Source organism: Streptomyces sp. NPDC028368, from assembly GCF_055565615.1.
Map to the genome: position 1 here is coordinate 62270 of NZ_JBVHTY010000004.1, position 21329 is coordinate 83598.

General features: G+C 70.0%; 16 protein-coding genes and 1 pseudogene. 8 read left to right on the forward strand and 9 right to left on the reverse strand.

The window, feature by feature from the left end; translation table 11 throughout:
* Window positions 1-12 precede the first annotated feature (12 nt).
* Window positions 13-807, reverse strand: a complete 795-nt coding sequence (locus tag ACZ4S3_RS10560) for a hypothetical protein (protein ID WP_467929976.1) — start codon at window positions 805-807, stop codon at window positions 13-15.
* A gap of 543 nt (window positions 808-1350) precedes the next feature.
* Here ACZ4S3_RS10560 and ACZ4S3_RS10565 point away from each other — a divergent pair.
* Window positions 1351-2334: a DMT family transporter gene (locus ACZ4S3_RS10565; RefSeq protein WP_467931519.1), complete on the forward strand. Its 984-nt coding sequence runs from the start codon at window positions 1351-1353 to the stop codon at window positions 2332-2334.
* 149 nt (window positions 2335-2483) lie between these two features.
* On the opposite strand, the gene ACZ4S3_RS10570 is transcribed toward ACZ4S3_RS10565, so the two are convergent.
* Both ACZ4S3_RS10570 and ACZ4S3_RS10575 read right to left on the reverse strand, forming a co-directional pair.
* Entirely contained in the window at window positions 2484-4247 is a 1764-nt protein-coding gene (locus ACZ4S3_RS10570) for an MOSC domain-containing protein (protein WP_467929981.1), read from the reverse strand.
* A gap of 330 nt (window positions 4248-4577) precedes the next feature.
* Window positions 4578-5093, reverse strand: coding sequence for a CGNR zinc finger domain-containing protein (locus tag ACZ4S3_RS10575; protein ID WP_467929983.1), 516 nt, complete (start codon window positions 5091-5093; stop codon window positions 4578-4580).
* 342 nt (window positions 5094-5435) lie between these two features.
* Here ACZ4S3_RS10575 and ACZ4S3_RS10580 point away from each other — a divergent pair, with 342 nt between their 5' ends.
* Window positions 5436-6311: an alpha/beta fold hydrolase gene (locus tag ACZ4S3_RS10580; RefSeq protein ID WP_467929986.1), complete on the forward strand. Its 876-nt coding sequence runs from the start codon at window positions 5436-5438 to the stop codon at window positions 6309-6311.
* 335 nt (window positions 6312-6646) lie between these two features.
* Entirely contained in the window at window positions 6647-7507 is an 861-nt protein-coding gene (locus tag ACZ4S3_RS10585; protein ID WP_467929988.1) for a DUF427 domain-containing protein, read from the forward strand.
* A 115-nt stretch (window positions 7508-7622) separates the two neighbouring features.
* On the opposite strand, the gene ACZ4S3_RS10590 is transcribed toward ACZ4S3_RS10585, so the two are convergent.
* Complete coding sequence (locus tag ACZ4S3_RS10590; protein ID WP_467929993.1) at window positions 7623-8372, reverse strand: SDR family NAD(P)-dependent oxidoreductase; 750 nt, start codon at window positions 8370-8372, stop codon at window positions 7623-7625.
* Between the two features lie 118 nt (window positions 8373-8490).
* Window positions 8491-8700, reverse strand: a pseudogene (locus ACZ4S3_RS10595) (winged helix-turn-helix domain-containing protein); the annotation flags it as partial.
* Window positions 8701-8797: 97 nt separating this feature from the next.
* Here ACZ4S3_RS10595 and ACZ4S3_RS10600 point away from each other — a divergent pair.
* From ACZ4S3_RS10600 to ACZ4S3_RS10615, 4 genes are all read left to right on the forward strand, one after another.
* Window positions 8798-9736, forward strand: coding sequence for an alpha/beta hydrolase (locus ACZ4S3_RS10600; RefSeq protein ID WP_467929998.1), 939 nt, complete (start codon window positions 8798-8800; stop codon window positions 9734-9736).
* A 10-nt stretch (window positions 9737-9746) separates the two neighbouring features.
* Window positions 9747-10481, forward strand: a complete 735-nt coding sequence (locus ACZ4S3_RS10605; RefSeq protein WP_467930002.1) for a helix-turn-helix transcriptional regulator — start codon at window positions 9747-9749, stop codon at window positions 10479-10481.
* A 402-nt stretch (window positions 10482-10883) separates the two neighbouring features.
* Entirely contained in the window at window positions 10884-12296 is a 1413-nt protein-coding gene (locus ACZ4S3_RS10610) for an alpha/beta hydrolase family protein (RefSeq protein WP_467930006.1), read from the forward strand.
* A gap of 375 nt (window positions 12297-12671) precedes the next feature.
* The gene (locus ACZ4S3_RS10615) at window positions 12672-16952 is read left to right on the forward strand and encodes a molybdopterin-dependent oxidoreductase (protein ID WP_467930010.1); all 4281 of its coding nucleotides are present in this window, start codon (window positions 12672-12674) and stop codon (window positions 16950-16952) included.
* Window positions 16953-16988: 36 nt separating this feature from the next.
* Here the strand turns inward: ACZ4S3_RS10615 and ACZ4S3_RS10620 are convergent, their stop codons facing one another.
* From ACZ4S3_RS10620 to ACZ4S3_RS10635, 4 genes are all read right to left on the reverse strand, one after another.
* Window positions 16989-17357: a methyltransferase domain-containing protein gene (locus ACZ4S3_RS10620; RefSeq protein ID WP_467930014.1), complete on the reverse strand. Its 369-nt coding sequence runs from the start codon at window positions 17355-17357 to the stop codon at window positions 16989-16991.
* Entirely contained in the window at window positions 17306-17893 is a 588-nt protein-coding gene (locus ACZ4S3_RS10625; protein WP_467930019.1) for a glutamine amidotransferase-related protein, read from the reverse strand. Before ACZ4S3_RS10625 ends, ACZ4S3_RS10620 begins: the two co-directional genes overlap by 52 nt.
* Window positions 17894-18285: 392 nt before the next feature.
* Window positions 18286-18990: a M24 family metallopeptidase gene (locus ACZ4S3_RS10630; protein WP_467930023.1), complete on the reverse strand. Its 705-nt coding sequence runs from the start codon at window positions 18988-18990 to the stop codon at window positions 18286-18288.
* 20 nt (window positions 18991-19010) lie between these two features.
* Window positions 19011-19778 (reverse strand): class I SAM-dependent methyltransferase, encoded by a 768-nt coding sequence (locus ACZ4S3_RS10635; protein ID WP_467930028.1) that lies wholly within the window; start codon window positions 19776-19778, stop codon window positions 19011-19013.
* An 816-nt stretch (window positions 19779-20594) separates the two neighbouring features.
* On the opposite strand from ACZ4S3_RS10635, the gene ACZ4S3_RS10640 reads away from it, so the two are divergent.
* On the forward strand, window positions 20595-21305 hold the full coding sequence (locus ACZ4S3_RS10640) for an IclR family transcriptional regulator (protein ID WP_467930033.1): 711 nt from the start codon (window positions 20595-20597) through the stop codon (window positions 21303-21305).
* Window positions 21306-21329: the final 24 nt, after the last annotated feature.

A 21329-nucleotide genomic window follows, 5' to 3' on the forward strand; every position in this document is an offset into this window, starting at 1 on the left:
CGGCGGCCGGGGTCAGCCGAGCGAGCCGAGCACATCGCGGGCGGCGGCGATCGCGGCGTCCTCGGACTGCTGCTGGTTCATGCCGGAGCGTTCGATGTCGTAGGTGTAGCCCACGGTGTACGTGGCGTTGCCGGCGCGGACGATCACCGTTGCCTCGGCCAGGCTCATCGGTTCCTTGTCGACGGCGTGGACGACGTGGGCCTCGTCGCCGAGATCGCCGAGCGGCCGGGAGTCGGTGACCTTGCGTACCTTGCCCAAGCCGGTGAGAGCGGTCTTCTTGTGGATGTCGTACATGCCTTTCGCCGCTGGGGCGACCGAGAGGTTCACGTCCAGGTCGAGGAGTGCGCCGCCGGAGCCGAAGGGCGTTTTCCAGCTCGGCATCCTGGTGATCATCGCTGCCATGGTGGCGTTGTCGAACTGCGACGGCTTGCACTCGGTTCCGGGCGCGATGCGGGCGATGGTGGACGCCTTGATCAGCTCGCAGCCTTCGGGAACCTTGGTGTAGGTCTTCCCCGTGGCTTCCGCCGACCCGGGCCCCGGCGGCTTGGCGGCGCCGCCCGGAGCGGCGGAGGACTTCTCCGACGCGCTGCTCTTGCCGTCGCCTCCCGACGTGGCGACGACCACACCGATGATCGCGGCCACGGCGAGCACCGCGCCGCCACCGATCAGCCAGGGCCGCGCACTGCCGCGCGCCCGCCCCGCGGCCGGGTCGCCGTTCTGCGGCAGCGTCGCCGGAACCGTCTGCGACCAGGCAGAGGGCGCGCCCGGCGCCCGGTCCGGGATCGGCGGCGGCGCATGGCCCGGCATAGGAGGCGGTGCCTGGCCCGGGGCCGGCGCCGCGGGTCCCGGGTCCGGGGTTCCCTGCGGGAGCGGCTGGGTGGGGCCGGTCTCGCCAGAGCCCTCTCGGGGGTCCAACTGAGGGGTCTCACTCACGGGGCAACTCGCTTTTTTCCGTTCGGTTCTCGCCGTCGGGAACGGCACAGGCCACTCCCATGGGCCGGGCCCGGGGCGAGGGCGCACCGGGGACCCGACGCGACGTGCCGAACTCTTTCGCGAGGCGGTGAAACCTCGATGAAATAGTGCTGATGTGAGGGACTTGATGGACTTGAGGAACTTGATGGACTTGATGGACTGAGAAGGACCAGCAGAACGCACCGGCGCCGCCTCGGCCATCGCGGCGCGTCCGTACGCGGGAGCCACTCCGCCCTCGGGAACCCCGACCCCAGCCCCAACCCACAAGCCCCGCTACTCGGTTGTCACCAGAGCGTCGCCTCTTGCAAGCTTGCATCTCACGTGCGCGCGCAGGGCGCGCGCAGAGAGCTCTGGGAGGACGCCACCGTGAGTCGGCGGGTGGGAACAACAGCGGCGGATGGCGATACCGGGTCGGCGAGCAGGGCGGACGGCCGCGCGCTTGCCGCAGCCTCCGTCACCGTGATCCTTTGGGCATCGTCGTTCATCGCGATCCGCAGCTCCGGTGCGCATTTCGGGCCGGGCGCGCTCGCCTTCGGCAGGCTTGCGGTGGCGTCTGTCGTGTTGAGCGCCATCCTGCTGGCTCGGCGTGGTGGGTTCCCGCCCCGCGAGGCCTGGCCCGGCATCATCACCTCGGGAGTCCTGTGGTTCGGCGCGTACACGGTTGCGTTGAACTGGGGTGAGCATCACGTGGATGCCGGAACGGCTTCCTTGATCGTCAATGTCGGGCCGATCCTGATGGCGATCCTGGGCGGTTGGCTGCTGAAGGAGGGCTTCCCGCCCAGGCTGATGGCGGGCGTGGCGGTGTCGTTCGTCGGGGCCGTGGTGGTCGGACTGTCCATGTCCGGCGGGGGAGAGTCGTCTCTCATCGGCGTGCTGCTGTGCCTGTTCGCGGCGGTGGTGTACGCGGTGGGTGTGGTGGTGCAGAAGCCGACGCTGAAGCACGCCACGCCGATACAGGTGACGACGTTCGGTGCGCTCGCCGGAGCGGTGGCATGCCTGCCGTTCGCCGGGCAGTTGGTGTCCCAGGTGAGCCAGGCTCCCGTGTCGGCGACGTTGCAGATGGTGTACCTGGGCGTCTTCCCGACGGCCCTTGCGTTCACCACGTGGGCCTACGCACTGTCTCGTACGACCGCCGGGAAGATGGGCGCCACGACCTACGCGGTCCCGGTGCTCGTCGTCTTCATGTCGTGGCTGTTCCTCGGCGAGGTGCCCGGCTGGCTGACGCTCCTCGGTGGCCTCCTCTGCCTGTCCGGGGTCGCCGTGTCGCGGATGCGGGGGAAGGCGCAGGCACAGGCCCCGGAGGACGCACGACGGAGCCGAGCGGCCGCGGAGCCCGACGTGTCGGCGGAGTCTGCACGGTAGGCGGCTGCCGCGTCAGCGCCGGGGCCGCGAGAAATGACCCGCCCCGCACTCGTGTCGATGAGTCAGCGATTCCGATGGCCCCAAGGAATGGACGGTCCGACCAGGCGGTGGCAGATCCCCGTCCGATCTGCCACCCACTGGTGGTGGTCTTAGAGGTCGAGGACGACTTCGGTGGTCGGTTTGCTGCAGCAGACGAGGATCGTGCCGGCCTCGGGGAGTTCGAGGGGTTGGGTGGTGTAGGCGATGTCGCCTGCCACGAGGTGGGTGATGCAGGTGTGGCAGACGCCGGTGCGACAGGACCAGCGGGTGGGGATGTCGCAGGCTTCGGCGAGATCGAGGAGTGACGCGTGAGCGGGTGACCATGGGGTGGTGATGCCGCTGCGGGCGAAGGTGATGAGGGGGCCGGTGGCCGGTGGGCCGGGCGGTTGGTGCGGCCGGATCGCGGCCGCGGACGCTACGCCGGGATTGATGGCGGGGAGCGCGCTGAACTGTTCCGTATGGATCCGCTCGGGGAGCAGGCCGTGAGCGCGCAGGTAACCGCCGAGGTCGTCCATGAAAGCGGGCGGTCCGCAGAGGTAGGCGTCGGCGTCGGTGGGAATGCCCATGGCCGCGAGTGAGGGGGCGGTCGGACGCCCCTGGGTGATGTGGGGCTCGTCGGGATGTGGGGCGGCTTCGGCGGTGTAGTAGATGTGCTCGTGGGCGTGGGGGAGTTGCGCCAGGAGCGCGTGGGTCTCGTCCGCGAAGGCGTGGTGGCCTCGGTCGTGAGTGGCGTGGATCCACCAGACGGGGCGTGGGTCTTGTGCGTCGGCGAGTTGGTGGAGCATGGCGAGCACGGGAGTGGCACCGATCCCCGCGGAGATGAGGACGACCGGGTGGGTGCCGTCTTCGAGCACGAACGTTCCGCGGGGGCTTGCGATGTCCACGAGGTCCCCGGGGTGGAGCGAGGCATGGACGTAGCTGCTGACTTGTCCCTGGGGCTCGCGCTTGACGCTGATGCGGTAGGTGCCGGCCGTGGGCGCGGAGGACAGGGAGTAGCTGCGCACTGCGGGCGCGGCACCGCCGACGGCGAGGCGGAGGGAGAGGTACTGGCCGGGGCGGGCCTCGGGTAGGGGCGTGTTGTCGGTGGTGTCGAGGTAGATCGACGAGACGGTGGGGGTCTCGGGGACGATGCGGGCGACGCGCATGGCCTGGAAACCCGGCCATCCCGGTTCTTCTCCGGGCTGCTGGGTGCCGGCGAGTTCGCCCGGCCATCCCGGTTCCTGTTTGGGCTGCTGGGCGGCGGCGAGTTCACGGAAAGACTGCTGCCATCCGGGGCTGAGGGCAGGGATGTTCAGTGCTTTACGCAGCTTGGCGGGGTCGCGGTCGGGGAGGTAAAGCAGTGCGTCGGTGTCGGCGACGCTGACTTCTTCGGGACCCTTGCGGGTCAGGGTGATCTCGTCGCCGGCTTGGACGCGCCCCTCGGCGAGGACGCGCAGGTAGAAGCCGGGGCGGTGGTGGGCGACCAGCAGGGAGGCCATGGTGGGTTGGCCCAGGCGCATGCCGACGCGGTAGCAGGTGACGCGCGGCTGGGTGACTTCGAATTCGGCCTCGCCGATGCGGTACCGATCGCCGATGCACACGTCGTCGTCGGGCAAGCCGTCGACCGTGAAATTCTCCCCGAAGATCCCGAAGGTCAGGTCGTCGCGACCGAGTTTCCTTTGCCAGTACTGGTAGGACTGCAGCTGGTAGACGAGGACGGCACGAATTTCGCCGCCGTGCCCGGCCAGGTCCCCTTGACCGTCTCCGTCGATGTTCAGCCGCCGCACCATCCGGGGACCGTGCACGGGAGACTTCCAGGCTCCGGTGTGGACGGTCTTTCCCTGCCAGGAGACGTCCTTGGGGATTCCTACATTGACGGACAGCAGCATCGCCATCGCGGACCCTCCTGTGGGGTGGCCGGCGGGGCAGCCCCTCATGGCGCTGTGATCTGTGCGCTGGGGCCGATGCTAGTTCTGTGCCGGTCTCGCCGCGATTCCCTGATCACGAATCATGGAGTCGGTCTCACCGGCGCCGAACCGTGCACGGCTCGGTGCAAGGCCTGTACCTGGTGGACCCCGATCTCGAACCTGCGCGGGCCGAGCCGGCGAACCGCCGGCCTGCGGCGGCAGGGGCTGCCAAGGTGAACACCGAAGCAGGGCATTGGTCGGGCAGTGGTCCTGCCGCGAAGGGTCGAGCCCCCGCCGCGTGTCCGGGGGCTGCCGGAGTCACTCGGCTGCTGCGTCGCGGGTGCGCTGGTAGTGGCGCCTCGCCTTCATGCGGTTGCCGCAGACGGCCATCGAGCACCAGCGGGCCTTGTTGGGCTTGCTGCGGTCGAGGAGGAACAGTCGGCACTCCGCGTTGGCGCACGCCCGCAGCCGACCGGGCATCGTCTCCTGCAGCGTGCTCCATGCCATGACCGCCGCTACCGCCATTCGGCGCTCCGCAGGGGCGTCCAGCTCCCACGACACCCCCGCAGACGAGAGGCGCGGGAGGGAGGTGACGCCTTTCAGGAGCGGGGCCAGCGACGTGGCGGGCCGGCTGCCGCGCACCACGTCCTGCAGGGCATCGCGCGCCTGCACAAGGCTTCGGAGCTCGTCTGTGGTGCCGCTGCCGCCGTGGGCCAGCTGCCAGGACCTGGCGGCTTCCGGGTCTGCGAGCTGGTCCTGGGCTACGCCGTTGACCACCGGCGTGGTGTTGAGGAGCTCCAGCAGTGCGTCCTGCTGTTCTCGACCGGCCACCATCACACCTCCTAACCGTACTGGTTCGCTTGACAGGTTACCCGCTCGGTTCCCTCGACTGCGGCGCTGCGCCGGCCGGACGCTCAACAGTCGTGGCAGGAAGGCAGGGCCTGAAGGCGGGGTCTGAAGGCAGGGCCGGCCTGAAGGCGGGGCCTGAAGGGTGACTGTGCTGGCTGGCGGCCGTTTGCGGGCGGAGGCTTGAGGCGGGTCGATGTCCTGCCGTCCCGACGCGCAGGCGTCCCCGACCACAACCGTCATCTAACCAGCAAAAGAGCCTTGACAGGTTAGGTCGATCGTGCTCGACTGGATATGTAACCACTAAAGGTCGATAGAGAGGTTATAGACATGGTCTCCGCAGTTCACCACCGCACCGCCACTGTCAACGATCTAGAGGTCTTCTACCGGGAAGCCGGCGACCCGAAGGCACCCGCCGTGCTCCTCCTCCACGGCTTTCCGACCAGCTCGCACATGTTCCGCCACCTGATCCCGGCGCTCGCCGACAGCTACCACGTCATCGCCCCCGATCACATCGGGTTCGGCCAGTCCGCGATGCCGGCCCTGCAGGACTTCCCGTACACCTTCGAGGCCCTCACCGACGTCACCTCCGGACTGCTCCACCACCTGGGCATCGACCGGTTCGCGATGTACGTACAGGACTACGGCGCTCCCATCGGCTGGCGGCTCGCCCTCCATGCCCCCGACCGTGTCACCGCGATCATCACGCAGAACGGCAACGCCTACGAAGAGGGCTTCGTCAAGCCCTTCTGGGACGGCGTCTTCGCCTACGCACAGGCGCCCGGACCGGACACCGAAGCCTCCATGCGCGGCGCCCTGACCCCCGAAATCACCCGCTGGCAGTACGTGAACGGAGTCGCTGACCCGAGCCTGGTCAGCCCCGACAACTGGGTCCACGACCAGGCGCTGCTGGACCGCCCCGGCAATGACGAGATCCAGCTCAAGCTCTTCCGCGACTACCCGACCAACGTGGACCTCTACCCGCGGGTCCACCAGTACTTCCGCGACTCGCAGGTCCCGCTGCTGGCGGTCTGGGGCGCGAACGACGAGATCTTCGGCCCCGACGGCGCCAAGGCATTCGCCCAGGACCTGCCCCACGCCGAGATCCACCTGCTCGAGTCCGGGCACTTCGCCCTGGAGAGCCACCTCGAGACCATCACCGAGCACATGCGCGGCTTCCTCGCCCGTGCCCGCGCCCTCGCCTGACGCGCAGGGAGCCGGGGCGGCCGCGGGCCACCACACCCCTCCCGCCGCCGCCGGCAAAGGACCCGCCATGCGACACCTCGCCCAACACGCCCTCAGCGCCGCCCCGCAGAGAGTTCGTACCGCCCGCAACTTCGCGAGGCAGGCCCTCGGCACCCAAGGCGGGTCCCGACGCCGCGACGACATCCGGGCCTGCGTCTCGGAACCGGCCGGCAACGCCGTCCAGCACGCAAGCGCGGACGGCCGCGCTTACTCCTGCACGCCCTGACCGTCAACAACAACCACCCACACCCTGGGGTGCGGACTCCTGCCCACCCCGCACCCGGAAGGATCCCGCCATGGGACTGTCCTGGCAGCAAGGACCCCTCTCCGCCGAAGCGATCGGACACTTCCTGACCCCCGAACCGCTGCCCGAACGCCTCCTGTTCACCGAGCGGCTGCGCCGCCGCATGCGGGTGAAGTGCCACGACACCTGGATCGCCGACAGCGAGAACGTCATCCTGCTGCACGAGCCCGGCCGCTACCCCGTCGCCTACTTCCCCCGCGAAGACATCGACGCGCAGGCCTTGGCCGCAAGCGGCAAGACCACCCACCACAAGGACCTCGGCGACACCGCCTGGTACGCGGTGCACGCCAACGACCGCACCACCGAACGCGCCGCCTGGGCATTCACCGCACTTCCCGGGCACGCCGCCGAACTCCAGGGCCGCATCGCCTTCGCGTGGCGCGCGATGGACGCCTTCTACGAAGAGGACGAACGCATCCTCGGACACGCCGCGGACCCCTACCACCGCATCGACATCCGCAACACCTCCCGCACTCTGGAGGTCCGCCTCGGAGACACCGTGATCGACCGCTCGGAACACCCCGTCGTGCTCTTCGAGTCCGGATTCGCCCCGCGCTGGTACGTCCCACGTGCCGACATCGACGAGACCCAGCTGCGCCCCGTCGAAGGCCAGACCTTCTGCCCGTACAAGGGCCTGTGCGACTACTACGACATCGGCGACGTCCACCGCGCCGCCTGGTCGTACCGCAACGCCTACGGGGAGGTTGAGCGGATCGGTGACCTGGTGTCGTTCGAACCGGACCAGGTCGAGGTCTCTCTCGACGGCAAGCGCCTGCACCTCGAGCCCGGACAGAGGGTCGTCCCCCACGGCATCGACCGCGGCCTGGACGCCGACGAGGCCAGGGCCCGCTGACCCCACGAGCGCCTGGCCGCATACCGCCCCGGCATGCGAATACGTGGGATCGCGCGCGGAAGGCGCACGCGGAAAGACGCGCACGGAAAGACGCATGCGGAGGGACGTATGCGGTTCACACGGCCGTGCGGCCGCCGTCGACAGGCAGCACCACGCCCTGCACGAAGCTCGCGGCGTCGCCGGCCAGGTACGCGATCGCCTCGGCGATCTCCCTCGGTGAAGCCGGCCGTCCGGCGGGCGCTTGAGAGGCGAGGGCGTCGAGGTCATCCCCCATGCCCGCCGTGCCCTCGGTCCGTGTCGGACCGGGCTGCACGGCGTTGACCCGGACCCCGCGCGGGCCGTATTCGGCGGCCCAGGCCTTGGTCAGCAGGTTCACGGCCGCCTTGCTCGAGCCGTAAAGCGCCGATCCCGAGAAGCCGAGCTCGGCCACCATGGTGCTGAGGTTGACGATCGCCCCGCTGCCCCGCTCGGCCATCGCCGGTGCGAGTTCCGCCACCAGGTAGAAGGGAGCCTTCACGTTCAGCGCGTAGACGGCGTCGACGTCGCTCTGCGATGTGTGCTCGGTGGGTCCGAAGGGGTAGATGCCCGCGCTGTTGACCAGGATGTCCACCCGGCCGCCCCGTTCGACGGCGTCCCGCGCCAGCTGTCGGACCGAGCCGGCGTCCAGCAGGTCGGCGGCCACGAACTCCGCCGTGCCACCGCTTTCCCGGATGGCTCCGACGACGCCCTCACCGCGCCCCCGGTCCCGGCCCGCCACCAGTACGTGCGCACCGCGCTCGGCGAGCATCTCCGCGGCGGCCGCACCAATGCCGCTGGTCGCCCCCGTCACCAGCGCGACTTTCCCTGTGAACGATGCAGTAGTCACAGCCGTACCTTTCCTTCTCAGCGCCACGCCCTTGGGTGATTTCGTTGTGTGCGATCACTTATATCCACCCGCGCCCATTCCCTGGAGGAACGTTCCGGGGTGGCGTGTCCGTTGCGCCTCACCTTGAGGCCTTGTTGCGACGTCGGCGCCGCGACGACCGGGCGATGCGGTAGCCCACCCCGGGCGTCCGCGTGATGACCGGTGGGCTGCCCAGTTTGCGGCGCAACCGGCCGATGGTGACGGTCACCGTGTTGGTGAACGGGGCGGCGTTCTCGTCCCACACCTGTTGCAGGAGATCCTCGGTGCTCAGGAAGCCCGGACTGGCGCGCGGCGTGCGAGCGACAGGTGAGGCGACAGGTCTGTGACACAGCTCACCAGGAAAGGGTGACAGGACGTTGTCGCGGACGGCTGCGACTGTCGACAGCATGACGATCACAGACGAGGACTGCCTCGCCGAGACCCTGAAGTTCAACGAGCGTTTTGCCGCCGCTGCCGCGAGCCGCCCGGCTCGCGAAGGGATGCCGGACGCCACTCTGCTGGCCACCCTGCGGCGTAACCGGCTCGGTGGCGACACACCACCGGTGAGACTGCCGCAGGGCCAAGACCGCGTCATTGCGGGCGGGGTGAAAGTCCGGGTGTTCGTACCCGACCACGTCGACGGCGTGTACCTGCACATACACGGAGGCGGCTGGGCATTCGGCTCCGCGGACGGGCAGGATGAGAGGTTGTGGCGGCTCGCCGAGCGGGCACGGCTGGCCGTGGTCAGCGTGGAGTACCGCCTTGCGCCGGAACACCCGTTCCCCGCCGGGCCTGACGACTGTGAAGCGGCCGCCCGGTGGCTGGTGGACCGGGCCGCAGCCGAGTTCGGCACTCAACGGCTGCTGATCGGTGGTGAGTCGGCCGGTGCCCACCTGAGTGTCGTGACCCTGCTGCGCCTTCGCGACCGGCACGGCATCACCGGCGCGTTCCGGGCGGCTCACCTGCTTTTTGGCCCCTACGACCTGTCGATGACACCAAGTCAGCGGTCGTTTGGGTCAAAGCGGCTGCTGAGCAATACCGAATCGATTCGGGGCAGCTATGAGCTGTTCACACCGGGGATGGGGGCGGAACAGCGCCGCGATCCCGAGATCTCACCGCTGTTCGCCGACCTGGCCGGCTTGCCGCCCGCCCGGATCGTCGTCGGGACCGAGGATCCGCTGCTGGACGACTCGCTGTTCCTGGCCCAACGGTGGCAGGCGGCAGGCGCGCCTGTGCAGCTCGGCGTCGTCGCCGGCGCGATGCACGGCTTCACCCTCTTCCCGCTGACCATTACCGAGCGGGAACTGCGGCGCGAGCGGGACTTCCTGTCCACCACGGGAAGGTAGCGTCGGCGGCGTGAACCGCACTGCTCGGCTCTATGCGCTGGTGGAAGAGTTGCGCGCGGCGGCGCCGCGACCGCTGACGGTCGCGGCGCTCGCCGCGCGATTCGAGGTCAGCACGCGCACGGTGCAGCGTGACCTTCAGACGCTGATGGAGGCCGGTGTCCCGGTGCGGACCACACCCGGGCGTGGCGGGGGCTGGTCGATCGACCCGGCGATGACCCTGCCCCCGATCCACTTCACAGCCGATGAAGCCTCCGCGTTGGCCGCCGCGCTCGCTGCGGCCGACGCCTCCACCCCCTACGCCAGTGCGGCCCGCACGGCATCCCAGAAGATCGCGGCCTCCATGACCGGCCCCGCCTCGGCGGCGGCCCAGGAACTCGCCGCACGGATCGTCGCGCTGCCGTCGCGGACCGACTCCGAGGTCCGCGCCGCAGTCGAACGGGCCCTCACCACAAACATGGTGCTGCGGCTGTCCTACACCGACGCGGCAGGACGCGAAAGCGATCGCGTCGTGGAACCGGCCGGACTGCTCACCGCCGACGGCCGGTGGTACCTCATCGCCTGGTGCCGCACGCGGCGGGCCGGTCGCGGCTTCCGGCTGGACCGGATCGCCGCAGCGGCTTCAACGGGTGAGCAGGCGCAGCCCCATGACCTGACCGAGCTGCTGCTCGGCTCGGCCGCCGCCGGTGCGGTGCAGCCCACCGCGCTGGCTTCACTCACCCCCCGCCCAAGAAACGACAGGCCCTAGCGTCGGCCGCAGACGGTCTCTCCGCTCTCGGGGAAGTTGGGTCGAGGGCGCCTTCCAGGCGCGGGCCCGGGGCAACAGGGATCCGGAGCGTGACGGTCCGCTCCATCTCGCCGGACGCATGGCGTATCCGCTTCACTGCCGGCTGTGCTGGACCAGCTGAGGGGCTGCTTCCGGCCGCCCGGGACAGCCCCGGCTGAAGGGCGACCGCCTCGGCACCGCCGCCGACCTTGCCGGCCATCTCGTCTTCCGATCCGCCGTGGTGGACCGCCCGGTATTCCGCGGTCGACCCTGGCCAACCCGACCGCGACGCACGGTTGCTGACCGTGGCCCCCGGGCCGTTCGGGGGAACCGCCTGTGTCGTGCAGGAAGATGCGGGTGTCGCAGCTCCTACGGTCAGCCGGCATGACGCACGTAGCGCAGGACGCATCCCACCCGACCCGACGCACCGCGCTCACCGGACTCGTCGGTGCCGCCGGGGCCGTGCTGGCGGCCGGTTGCACGGCCTCGGACAGCACCACCGCACAAGGGCGGCCCGCTCCGCGTCCTTCGGTCTCGGCCACGGGCTCCACGGGCGGCGCCACACCCGGTGTGATGACGCTCTTCAAGGACCCGACGTTCAACTTCACGGGCCTCTGGGCCCTCGGCGGCGCCGGTTTCAGCGGCAGTGAGGTGGGCGAGGTGCTCACCGCCGTGAACACGATCAACAAGGCCGGCCTGTCCGCGCAGACGTACGTCGAAACCTTCAAGAAGCTCGGCGACCAGTTGCTGGAAGCGCCCGAGGGCAGCAAGCCGGACCGGCAGACCAGGCGCTTTCGCGCGCTGCGGGCCGCTCAGTACTACGCCCAGGCATTGTTCTTCGTCCTCGGTTCCGACAACCCCAGCAGCGAGGAGCAGCTCTACAGGGCGGGACGCGGCGCCTGGGACACGTTCTGCAAGCTCTGCGACCCAGCGCCGGTGACGGCGAACGTCCCGTACGGGAAGACCCCGCTGCCGGTGTGGTTCTTCCGCCCGGACGACTCCGATGAGCCGCGCCCCACGGTGATCCTCACGAACGGCAGCGACGGGCAAAACATCGACATGTGGGCCTATGGCGTCTCGGCGGCCCTGGAGCGCGGCTGGAACGCCCTCGTGTACGACGGGCCGGGCCAGGGACAGCTGCTCTTCGTGAACCGTGCGGTCTTCACACCGCGCTGGGAGACGGTGGTCACTCCGCTCGTCGACTGGCTGGTCGCCCGTTCCGACGTGGACGCCGAGCGGATCGCCCTGACCGGGCTGAGCATGGCGGGCAACCTGGCCCCCCGGGCCGCGGCCTTCGAGAAGCGGATCGCCGCCGTGGTGGCGATGCCGGGATGCCTGGAACCCTGGTGGGGCTTTCCGCCGGAGATCCGGAAGATCCTCACCCCGGACAAGGCGGAGACCAACAACATCTGGAACAAGGAGGTCGTCCCCGAGCTCCCCGCGGCCGCCACCGCGACGATGACGAAGCGGTTCGAGCCCTTCTCCGTCCCGGCGATGCTCGCGGCCCGCGAGGGCAAGGTCTTCACCGACTTCTACACCCCGGCCAAGCGCATCGAGGCACTGACCATCACGGACATCGTGGGCCGCATCACCATGCCCACCCTGGTCCTCGACTACGAGCACGAGCAGTTCTATCCCGGACAGCCGCGCCAGATGTTCGACAAGCTGACCTCTCCCAAGGACTACATGAAACTCACCTCGGCCACCGGCGCGCAGCTGCATTGCTCGCCCATGGCGCCGCAACAGCACTCCGACATCGTCTTCGACTGGCTGCAGGAGACGCTGCCGAGGCGCTGACCGCAGATCGACGGCCGCGCGAGAGCGTCGGCTCGTGCACCCGATGCCGAGATCCGGACGCCCCACAGGCCGGCACCCACCTGGGCCGATGGATGATCACCAGGCCCGCCACATGTGCCGTGACCAGCGCGTTTTCCTGTCAACGCGCCAACGGCGGCGAAGGCTGCGGAGTGCGTCGGCGGGCCTTCGCGATCGCGCGGGCCGGGGGCCTCACACGGAGGCGACCCCTCGTGTGTGTGGTGCGTAACCCTGGATGTTCCCGAGGTGTGACGGGTCGGAAACGCGATCTTTCTACGGTGCTGGTTACGGGGTGCCCAGCCGTCGGCGGCGCGTCCCGGCTCGGGAAGGTACACGCACCGCGGAGGTGGAGGTTCGGTGGCCGCTGGCTCGACGGACGGGGGTGTCCGCACGGTCTGCTCGTACTGTGGGGTGGGCTGCGGGATCGTGCTGGATGTGGCGAGGGACCCGTCCGACGGACGACGCCGAGCGGCGAAGGCTTCGGGCGACAAAGCCCACCCCACCAACTTCGGCCGTCTGTGCACCAAGGGGGCGACGAGCGCGGACATGATGGCCGCATCCGGGCGCGTGGGGAAGGCACTGGTACGTGCCGAGCGTGGCGCCGACCCGGCCGAGACGGATGTGGACCGGGCGATATCGGCGGTCGGCGGCCGGCTGCGGGCGATCCTGGACGAGCACGGGCCGGACGCGCTGTCCTTCTACGTGTCCGGGCAGATGTCCCTCGAGGCGCAGTACCTGGCGAACAAGCTGGCCAAGGGCTTTGTGCGCACCAATCAGATCGAGTCGAACTCCCGGCTGTGCATGGCTTCCGCAGGGTCCGGCTACAAGCTGTCGCTGGGCGCGGACGGTCCACCGGGTTCCTATCAGGACTTCGACCAGGCGGACGTGTTCTTCGTGATCGGCGCCAACATGGCGGACTGCCACCCGATCCTGTTCCTGCGCATGATGGATCGGGTCAAGGCCGGAGCCAAGCTGATCGTCGTCGACCCGCGCCGCAACGCCACCGCCGACAAGGCCGATCTCTTCCTGCAGATCAGGCCCGGTACCGACCTGGCTCTGCTCAACGGCCTGCTGCACCTGCTGGTCGCCGAAGGCCACACCGACGAGGGGTTCATCGCCGAGTTCACCGACGGCTGGGAGGAGATGCCCGCCTTCCTCGCGGACTACCCGCCCGACCGGGTCGCGGAGATCACCGGCCTCGCTGAGAGCGACATCCGCCAGGCCGCGCGGTGGATCGGCGAGGCCGGCGAGTGGATGAGCTGCTGGACCATGGGCCTCAACCAGTCCACCCACGGCACCTGGAACACCAACGCCCTGGTCAACCTGCATCTCGCCACCGGCGCCATCTGCCGCCCGGGTTCCGGCCCCTTCTCACTGACCGGGCAGCCCAACGCCATGGGCGGCCGCGAGATGGGCTACATGGGCCCCGGACTGCCCGGTCAGCGTTCCGTTCTGGTCGACGCCGAGCGGGCCTACATCGAGAACCTGTGGCACATCCCCGAGGGCACCCTGCGTACCGAGGTCGGGCGCGGCACGGTCGAGATGTTCGAGCAGATGGCCGCCGGCGACATCAAGGCGTGCTGGATCATCTGCACCAACCCCGTCGCCTCGGTCGCCAACCGCAAGACCGTCATCGCCGGTCTGGAGGCCGCCGAACTCGTCATCACCCAGGACGTCTTCGCCGAGACCGAAACCAACGCCTACGCCGATGTCGTACTGCCCGCGACGCTGTGGGCGGAGTCCGACGGCATCATGATCAACTCCGAGCGGAACCTCACCCTCGTGCAAGGCGTCGTCGACCCGCCGGAACAAGCGCTGCCCGACTGGAAACTGATCGCCCGGGTGGCCTGCGAGATGGGCTTCGCCGAGGCGTTCAGCTACGCCTCGGCCGAGGAGGTGTTCGAGGAGCTCAAGCAGGCGTGGAATCCCAAGACCGGCTGGGATGTACGCGGCGTGACCTATGAGCGGCTGCGCACCACGCCGGTCCAGTGGCCGGCGCCGACCGCCGACGGACCGGACCGCAACCCGATCCGCTACCTCAACGACGGCATCAGCCAGAGCCTCCTGGAACGCGAGGACGGCACCCGCCCCCGCCTGGCCTTCCCCACCGCGAGCGGACGCGCGCAGTTCTTCGCCCGCCTGCACCTGCCGCCCGCCGAACTCCCCGACGACGACTACCCGTTCGTCCTCAACACCGGTCGCCTGCAGCACCAGTGGCACACGATGACCAAGACCGGCAAGGTGGCCAAGCTCGCCAAGCTCAACCCCGGCCCGTTCGTGGAGGTCCATCCCGAGGACGCCGACGCGCTCGGCGTCGATGAGGGCGATCACCTGGAGGTCGCCTCCCGCCGCGGTCGTGCCGTACTGCCCACCGTGGTCACCGACCGGGTCCGGCCGGGCACCTGCTTCGCCCCCTTCCACTGGAACGACCTGTTCGGCGAATACCTCAGCATCAACGCCGTCACCAACGACGCCGTCGACCCGATCTCCTTCCAGCCCGAGTTCAAGGCCTGCGCCGTCACGCTCGCCAAAACCGCAGCCCCCGCCCTGGCGGCACTCCCGAGCGCCGAGCCCGAGGCCGGCCCGGCCACCGCCGATGCGGCGGGCCTTCAGCACCGGGGAGGAGCCCCCGTGCCCCCCGTTCCGGCCACGGCGGGCGCCTCGGACCCGGCCGTCCACGAGCTCGCCGCCCTGTTCGGCATCACCGATCTCGCCCCGGTGGCCCTGGCCGAGCCGGAACGCCGCTATCTCGCCGGATACCTCTCCGGAATGGCCCTGACCCCGCCCGACGGCAGCGTCCCCGTACTGCCGCCGAGCGCGCCCTTCGACCCCGGCCACGCCCTGTGGGTCAACGGAGTCCTCGCCGGAAAGTTCTCGCGTGTCACGGTGCCCACCGGCGGCGCATCCGCCCTCGCGCCCGCTGCCGCACCGGCAGCCGACACGGGCGCACCGGCCCGCCGCCTGGCCATCCTGTGGGCGTCGCAGACCGGCAACGCCGAGGAGTTCGCCGCCACCGCCGCCGCCCGCCTCGCAGGATCGGGCCACACCCCGGAGCTGCTGCCGATGACGGACACGGCCCCGGCGCACCTCACCGCCGACACCGATGTGCTCGTCGTCACCAGCACCTTCGGCGACGGCGACGCCCCGGACAACGGCGCCGACTTCTGGCAGGCACTGTCCGCCCCGGACACCGGCCGGCTCGACGGGGTCCGGTACGCGGTCCTCGCCTTCGGTGACTCCACCTACGACGACTTCTGCGGATACGGCCGCCGGCTCGACGAACGGTTCGACGCCCTAGGGGCCACCCGGCTCGTCGCCCGCACCGACTGCGAGCCCGACTACGAAGAGGCCGCCGACCAGTGGGTCGACCAGGTCGTCACCGCCCTGGCCACCGCCGTCGACCGGCAGCCCGACACCGCCCTTGGGACCCGCACCGCAGCCCCCGCCCCCACCGCCGCACCTACGGCGCCGGCGGCCCCGCCCGCGGTCGCCCAGCCATCCCCGCCCGCGTCCTCCGGCTACACCAAGGCGTCACCGTTCGCGACCCTGCTGATCGGAAACCGGCTGCTGAGCCTGCCCGGGTCCCAGAAGGAAGTGCGGCAGTTCGCCTTCGACACCCGCGACGGTGAACTCGCCTACGACGCCGGTGACGCCCTCGGCGTGTGGCCCGCCAACGGCGCCGAGCTCGTCGCCGAATGGCTCGCCGTCACCGGCCTCGACCCCCACGAGCCCGTCGACGTCGGCGACACCACACACATCCCGCTCAGCGAGGCCCTGCGCACCCGCCTGGACATCGCACGCATCACCACCGACCTGCTCAAGTTCGTGGCCGAACGGACCGGCAGCCACGACCTGAAGCGGCTGCTGCGTCCCGACAACAAGGACGAGTTCGCCAGGTGGAGCTGGGGCCGCCAGGCCGCCGACCTGGTCGCCGCGTTCCCCGTACGCGCCTCCGCGGCGGAGTGGACCGGTGTCCTCAAGCGTCTCCAGCCCCGGCTGTACTCCATCTCCTCCAGCCCGCTCGCCCACCCCAGCGAGGTCCGACTCACCCTCTCCGTCGTCCGCTACACCAACGACCTCGGCCGGGAACGCAAAGGCGTGTGCTCGACGTACCTCGCGGACTGCGCGGACGACGGCCCGGTGCAGGTGTTCGTGCAACGCTCACCGCACTTCCGTCCGCCGGCCGACCCCGCCACCCCCATGATCATGGTCGGGCCCGGCACGGGCGTGGCACCCTTCATCGGGTTCCTCGAAGACCGCCAGGCCCGCGGCCACACCGGCCGCAACTGGCTGTTCTTCGGCGAGCAACGCCAGGCCACCGACTTCTACTACCGCCAGGACCTGGAGGCCAACCAGGCATCCGGCCACCTCGACCGCCTCGACGTCGCCTTCTCCCGCGACCAGCGCAACAAGATCTACGTACAGGACCGGATGCGGGAGAACGGCTCCCGCCTGTGGCAGTGGCTCCAGGACGGGGCTCACTTCTATGTCTGCGGCGACGCGGGACGCATGGCCCAAGACGTCGACCAGGCACTCAAGGACATCGCCGCCACCCACGGCAGAATGGACGACCACGAGGCCACCGCCTATGTCAGGCGCCTTTCCGCAGACAAACGCTACGTCCGCGACGTCTACTGATACTGACAGCGCTTTCCGCGAGCACGAACACCTCGTTCAGCCCACCCGGACGGCGCGGGCCACGAAGTGCCGCTCGGCGTCGTCGTAGATCGTCAGCCGCCAGCCCGTCGCGTGCAGCAGCGGCCGCAGGTTCGGTTCGGCGCGAAGGTCGTCGGGGCTGAGGTGCTGCCCGTGGCGGGCGGCCCGCTCGGCCCTGCCTGACGGGTGGAAGACCAGAAGCGTGCCGCCGGCAGCGCTGACGCGTGCCCACTCGCCCAAGGCGGTACGAGGGGTGGCGAGGTGGTCCAGGAGCCCCGCCGCGAAAATTCCGTGCACCGACGCCGAGGGGAGGGGGAGGCGGGCGCAGTCGGCCATCAGCAGCTGCCCGGAGCCGGAACGGCCGACGCGGGCCGCCGCAGCGAGCATGGCGTGGGTGACGTCGACCCCGAGCACCGTTCCTGGATGCGGAATGCCTGGGCGTGGCGGCTGTCGTCCGACGCCAGGACCACGGCCGCGACGGGGAGCTCCACGGTGGCGCCGTGCCACCGAGTCACCCGGGACTGCCGCGGCGGAGCGCCCCCGAACAGCGGGTCGGTGCCCGCTGCCGAGGCGACCCCGAGCGGCAGGCAGCCCGTCTGCGCGGCAGACGCGGGTAGGGCGGTTCCGCCGCCCGCGAGCGCCAGCAGCTCCGCGCCCAGGCCGATGCCGAGTACGGGTACTTCCGCGGCCAGGGCGGCGCGCAGCAGCTGCAGTTCGGCACGGGTCGTGTCGGCGCCTTCGTCGGAGCCGGCTGCCCCCGGGGCGTCCGTCACTACCAGGGCGTCGACTCCGGCGAGGCTCTCAGGCACGCGATCGCCTGCCGACGTCCGGCAGGTCTGGGTGTTCAGCCCGGCTGCCTCCAGGGCGACACCGAGGGCGTACGGGCCTTCGGCCGGTCCGTGGTGAATGATGATGACCGCCACGCACCGCTCCTTATATTCGAGCCATTGCGGCGCTTTCAGGCCGCGCATGCGCAAGGATGCCGTGTAGGGCGCCGCATATGCCAGAGTGCGAGCCGAGGGTGAGTGGGGTGGCCGGCGGGGAGTCAGGCGTGACGGTCCTCCGGTGCGTGATGAGCCCAGGGCCCGCGGTGGTCTGGCGGAGTCCCTGCTCCAGGGCAGCGCCTGGCCAAGGGCCGGCCCGCCTCGCACTACGGTCCTGTGCCCCGGTTCCGTCCTGATCACTGGCCGGATGAACCAGCACAACCATCCTTGTCAGAGGTCGAGTTGCCGCAAGCTTGCCGGGTTGCAGTCGGCGCGGGAGCCGTACCCGGGCAGCGGGTGGCACCGAGCACCGGCCGCCGGCTCCTGCGGCGTCACGCCAGGTCCAGCAGCTGCTCATAGAAACCGCCGAACCCGTTCTGTTCGTCGATGAGGTGAATCTCCAGGATCCAGTGGCAGCGCCAGCCGGCCCGGTCGGTGCGGCGGATCGGGTGGTCGTTGTCCGGGGTGATGTACGACTCGGCCGGCGCGCCGTCGATCGACTCGTGCGGGAACTCGCCCACCAGGTGGCCTGCGTGCCAGCCCCCGAGGGTCCAGCCCGCCTTGGCGGCGAGCGCCCGCACCTCGGCGTGGAGCTGCCCGCCGGTGATGTCCGGATCGGCTCGGAATGCCTCCCGCCCGGCTGCGAAGATCACCGGCAGGTCCTTGCGGAGCCGGTGCTTGGCGGGGTCCTCGCCGAAGACGAAGGTGCGGCCGAAGTCCGCCTCGTACTCCTCGAAGATAGGGCCGAAGTCGACGAAGGTGATGTCGTCCTCGCCGATGATCCGGTCCGGAGGGTTCTCTTTGTACGGGAAGAGGGTGTTCGGACCGGAGCGGATGATCCGCTTGTGCCAGTGCTTGGTCATGCCGAACATCTCGTTCGCGAGGTCCCGGATCCGGTCGCTGACCTCCCGCTCACCGGATCCGGGCGCCACCAGTCCCCGTGCCTCCACCTCGGCGAACAGGGCCGCGGCCCTGCGTTGAGCCTCCACCAGCCCAAGGGCGCGCAACTGCTCGTCCATACGGTCGGGTACTGCCATGGTGCTGTCCCTCTTCCTCGTTACGGGGTCGCGCGCACGATGACGAGCGACCCCTGATAGGTCGGCTGGGTGCGCAGGTGCCCGAAGCGCTCGTCCCAGGCGCCGGAGGCGAGGTCGTTGCGCAGATTCCGGTCGAAGCGTTCACGGACGCCGTCATCGACGAAACTCCATGCCGAGCAGGCATGGCGGGCGGCCGGATCGAGCAGCATCTCGGGGCGCCCGTAGTACGCCTCGTTGAAGCCGTCGGTGCAGTTCCCGGGGATCGGTACGGTCCGGACGGTGACGTTTGCGCCCAGTGCCGCGGCCATGTCCTCGACGGGCGGGTAGCGGCGGGCCTCGGTGTCGAGGACCTCGGGTGCGTACCCGTACAGCCAGAAGTCGCGCACGAGGCTCGGGTCGCAGGTCAGGACGACGACGGGGCCACGGGTGACGCGCCGCATCTCGCGCAGGCCCGCCGTCACGTCGTTCCACTGGTGGACGCTGAAGAGCGTCATCGCGCCGTCGAACTCGCCGTCGGCGAAGGGCAGGTCCTCGGCGACGGCGTCAACGGCCGGGGCGAGGCGCTGCGCACGCATGGACTCGGACGGTTCGACGGCCGTCACGGACCGCGCGGCGCTCTCGTACGACCCGGAGCCCGCACCGACATTGAGGACCGTTCGGGCCCCGCCCAGTGCCTCGGCGATGACCTGGGCGATACGGGCGTCGGGCCGCCGGTGGGCGGAGTATCCGGAGCCGATGGCGCCGTAGTCCACGTCTCCGGCGCTGCCGTCCTGGGTGCGTGTGGTCATGGGTCCTTACCTCGCCTTGTGAGCAGGAATCAGGGGGAGGGGCGCTGTCCCTGCGCGTCAGCGCGAGTGCGCTGTCATGTCAGCTCCTCGGCCTCCGACAACCGCATACATATCTCGTCACCATGCATCCTGCATCCGTGAGGGTACGTGCGTAAATCGAATGGCAAATGCTTGGCAAATCGACCAAGAAGCTCACACATGCGGTCTCAGATGATGGGCCCTGGTGTTTGAGTCCAGGTTGCCTCGGCGACACGTGCGACCCGTACTGGTGAGTCTGGTTGCACATACGAAGAGCAGGCACCCGAAGACTGCTCAGGCGAAGGTGAGCACGGGGCCCTCGCCACGACGACGAGCAGCTGCGACACCGGCGGGGAATACGATCAGTCTGCCCGCGGCACGGCGTACCGGCGTACAAGGCTCCTCGGGTAGGTATGGCACCGGCGCGTACGGTCCCTCGGGAGGCGCGCGTCCCGCGGTCCGGCCGTGAGCAGATGCGGCCGCGGCCTGGACGAACGGGATGCTTCCGTGCGCCGTTGTGGAGGGGTTGTCTCCGTTTGAGGGCGAGGGTCAACTGGAGAGAACCGGTCCGGTTCCCGCACGTGGATGCCCGAAGCCCACACTTGCCCACCACGGCTCTCGGGGCGAACCGCCCAAGGCGAGCCGGACTCCAGCCGTCGCCGACATCGTGATCAGCGCGGGCGGTCCACCAGGGCCCCATACCGGAGGTGTGTGCGCGTGGCATTTCGCGTGGCGTCCGGAGTCTCGGACGATGCTCGGTGCCGATCGGCACTGCCGGACCGTACTGCCCAGGTGACCGTGACCGGTGTCGTGCGCAGGGTCGGCGTGATCCTGGCCGAACTGGCCGAAGCGGCAACTCCCTTGTCTCTGGCGGAACTTACCTGCCGTACCGGCCTGCCCAAGACCACCGTCCACCGGTTACTGGCCTCGTTGAGCAGTGCCGGCCTCGTGCGACGTGGTGACCTCGGCTATCTGCTCGGCCCGGCCGCGTCCCCCGCTTGTGCACCCGTACCCGACCGGGCACCCCTCTCGCTGCCGCGGCGGTGCTTTCTGCCCCATCTGGTCGAGCTCTACGAGAAGACGCACCAGATGGTCAGTCTGTGCATTCTCGTGGGCGACGACGTGGTGTTCATCGAGCGGATCTATGGGCATGACCGGGTGGACGACGGTTCTGACGACGTCAACCGGGTACCGGCTGGGCACACCGCCGCGGGACGCGTGCTGCTGGCCTTTGCCCGCGCCGCACGGCCTGGCGGCACGGGGGCCGCGCCGGGAGCTGGGCTGGAACGGTGCCTGGCCGGCATCCGGCGCCGCCGGGTCGCCGTCCTTACCGCCGTGTACAACTCCGGTGTGATCTGCGCTGCCGCTCCGGTGATCGGCCGCACCGGCCGGGTGGTTGCCGCGGTGGAGATCGCCGGAGGCTCCCCGGCCATCGGGGTGACGACGATGGTCAACCAGGTCCGTAGGACGGCGCTCGGCATTTCCGCCGCGGCGCGCTGCCTCGGCTGAGGCCAGGGCCTGGGCGGCCCGCGA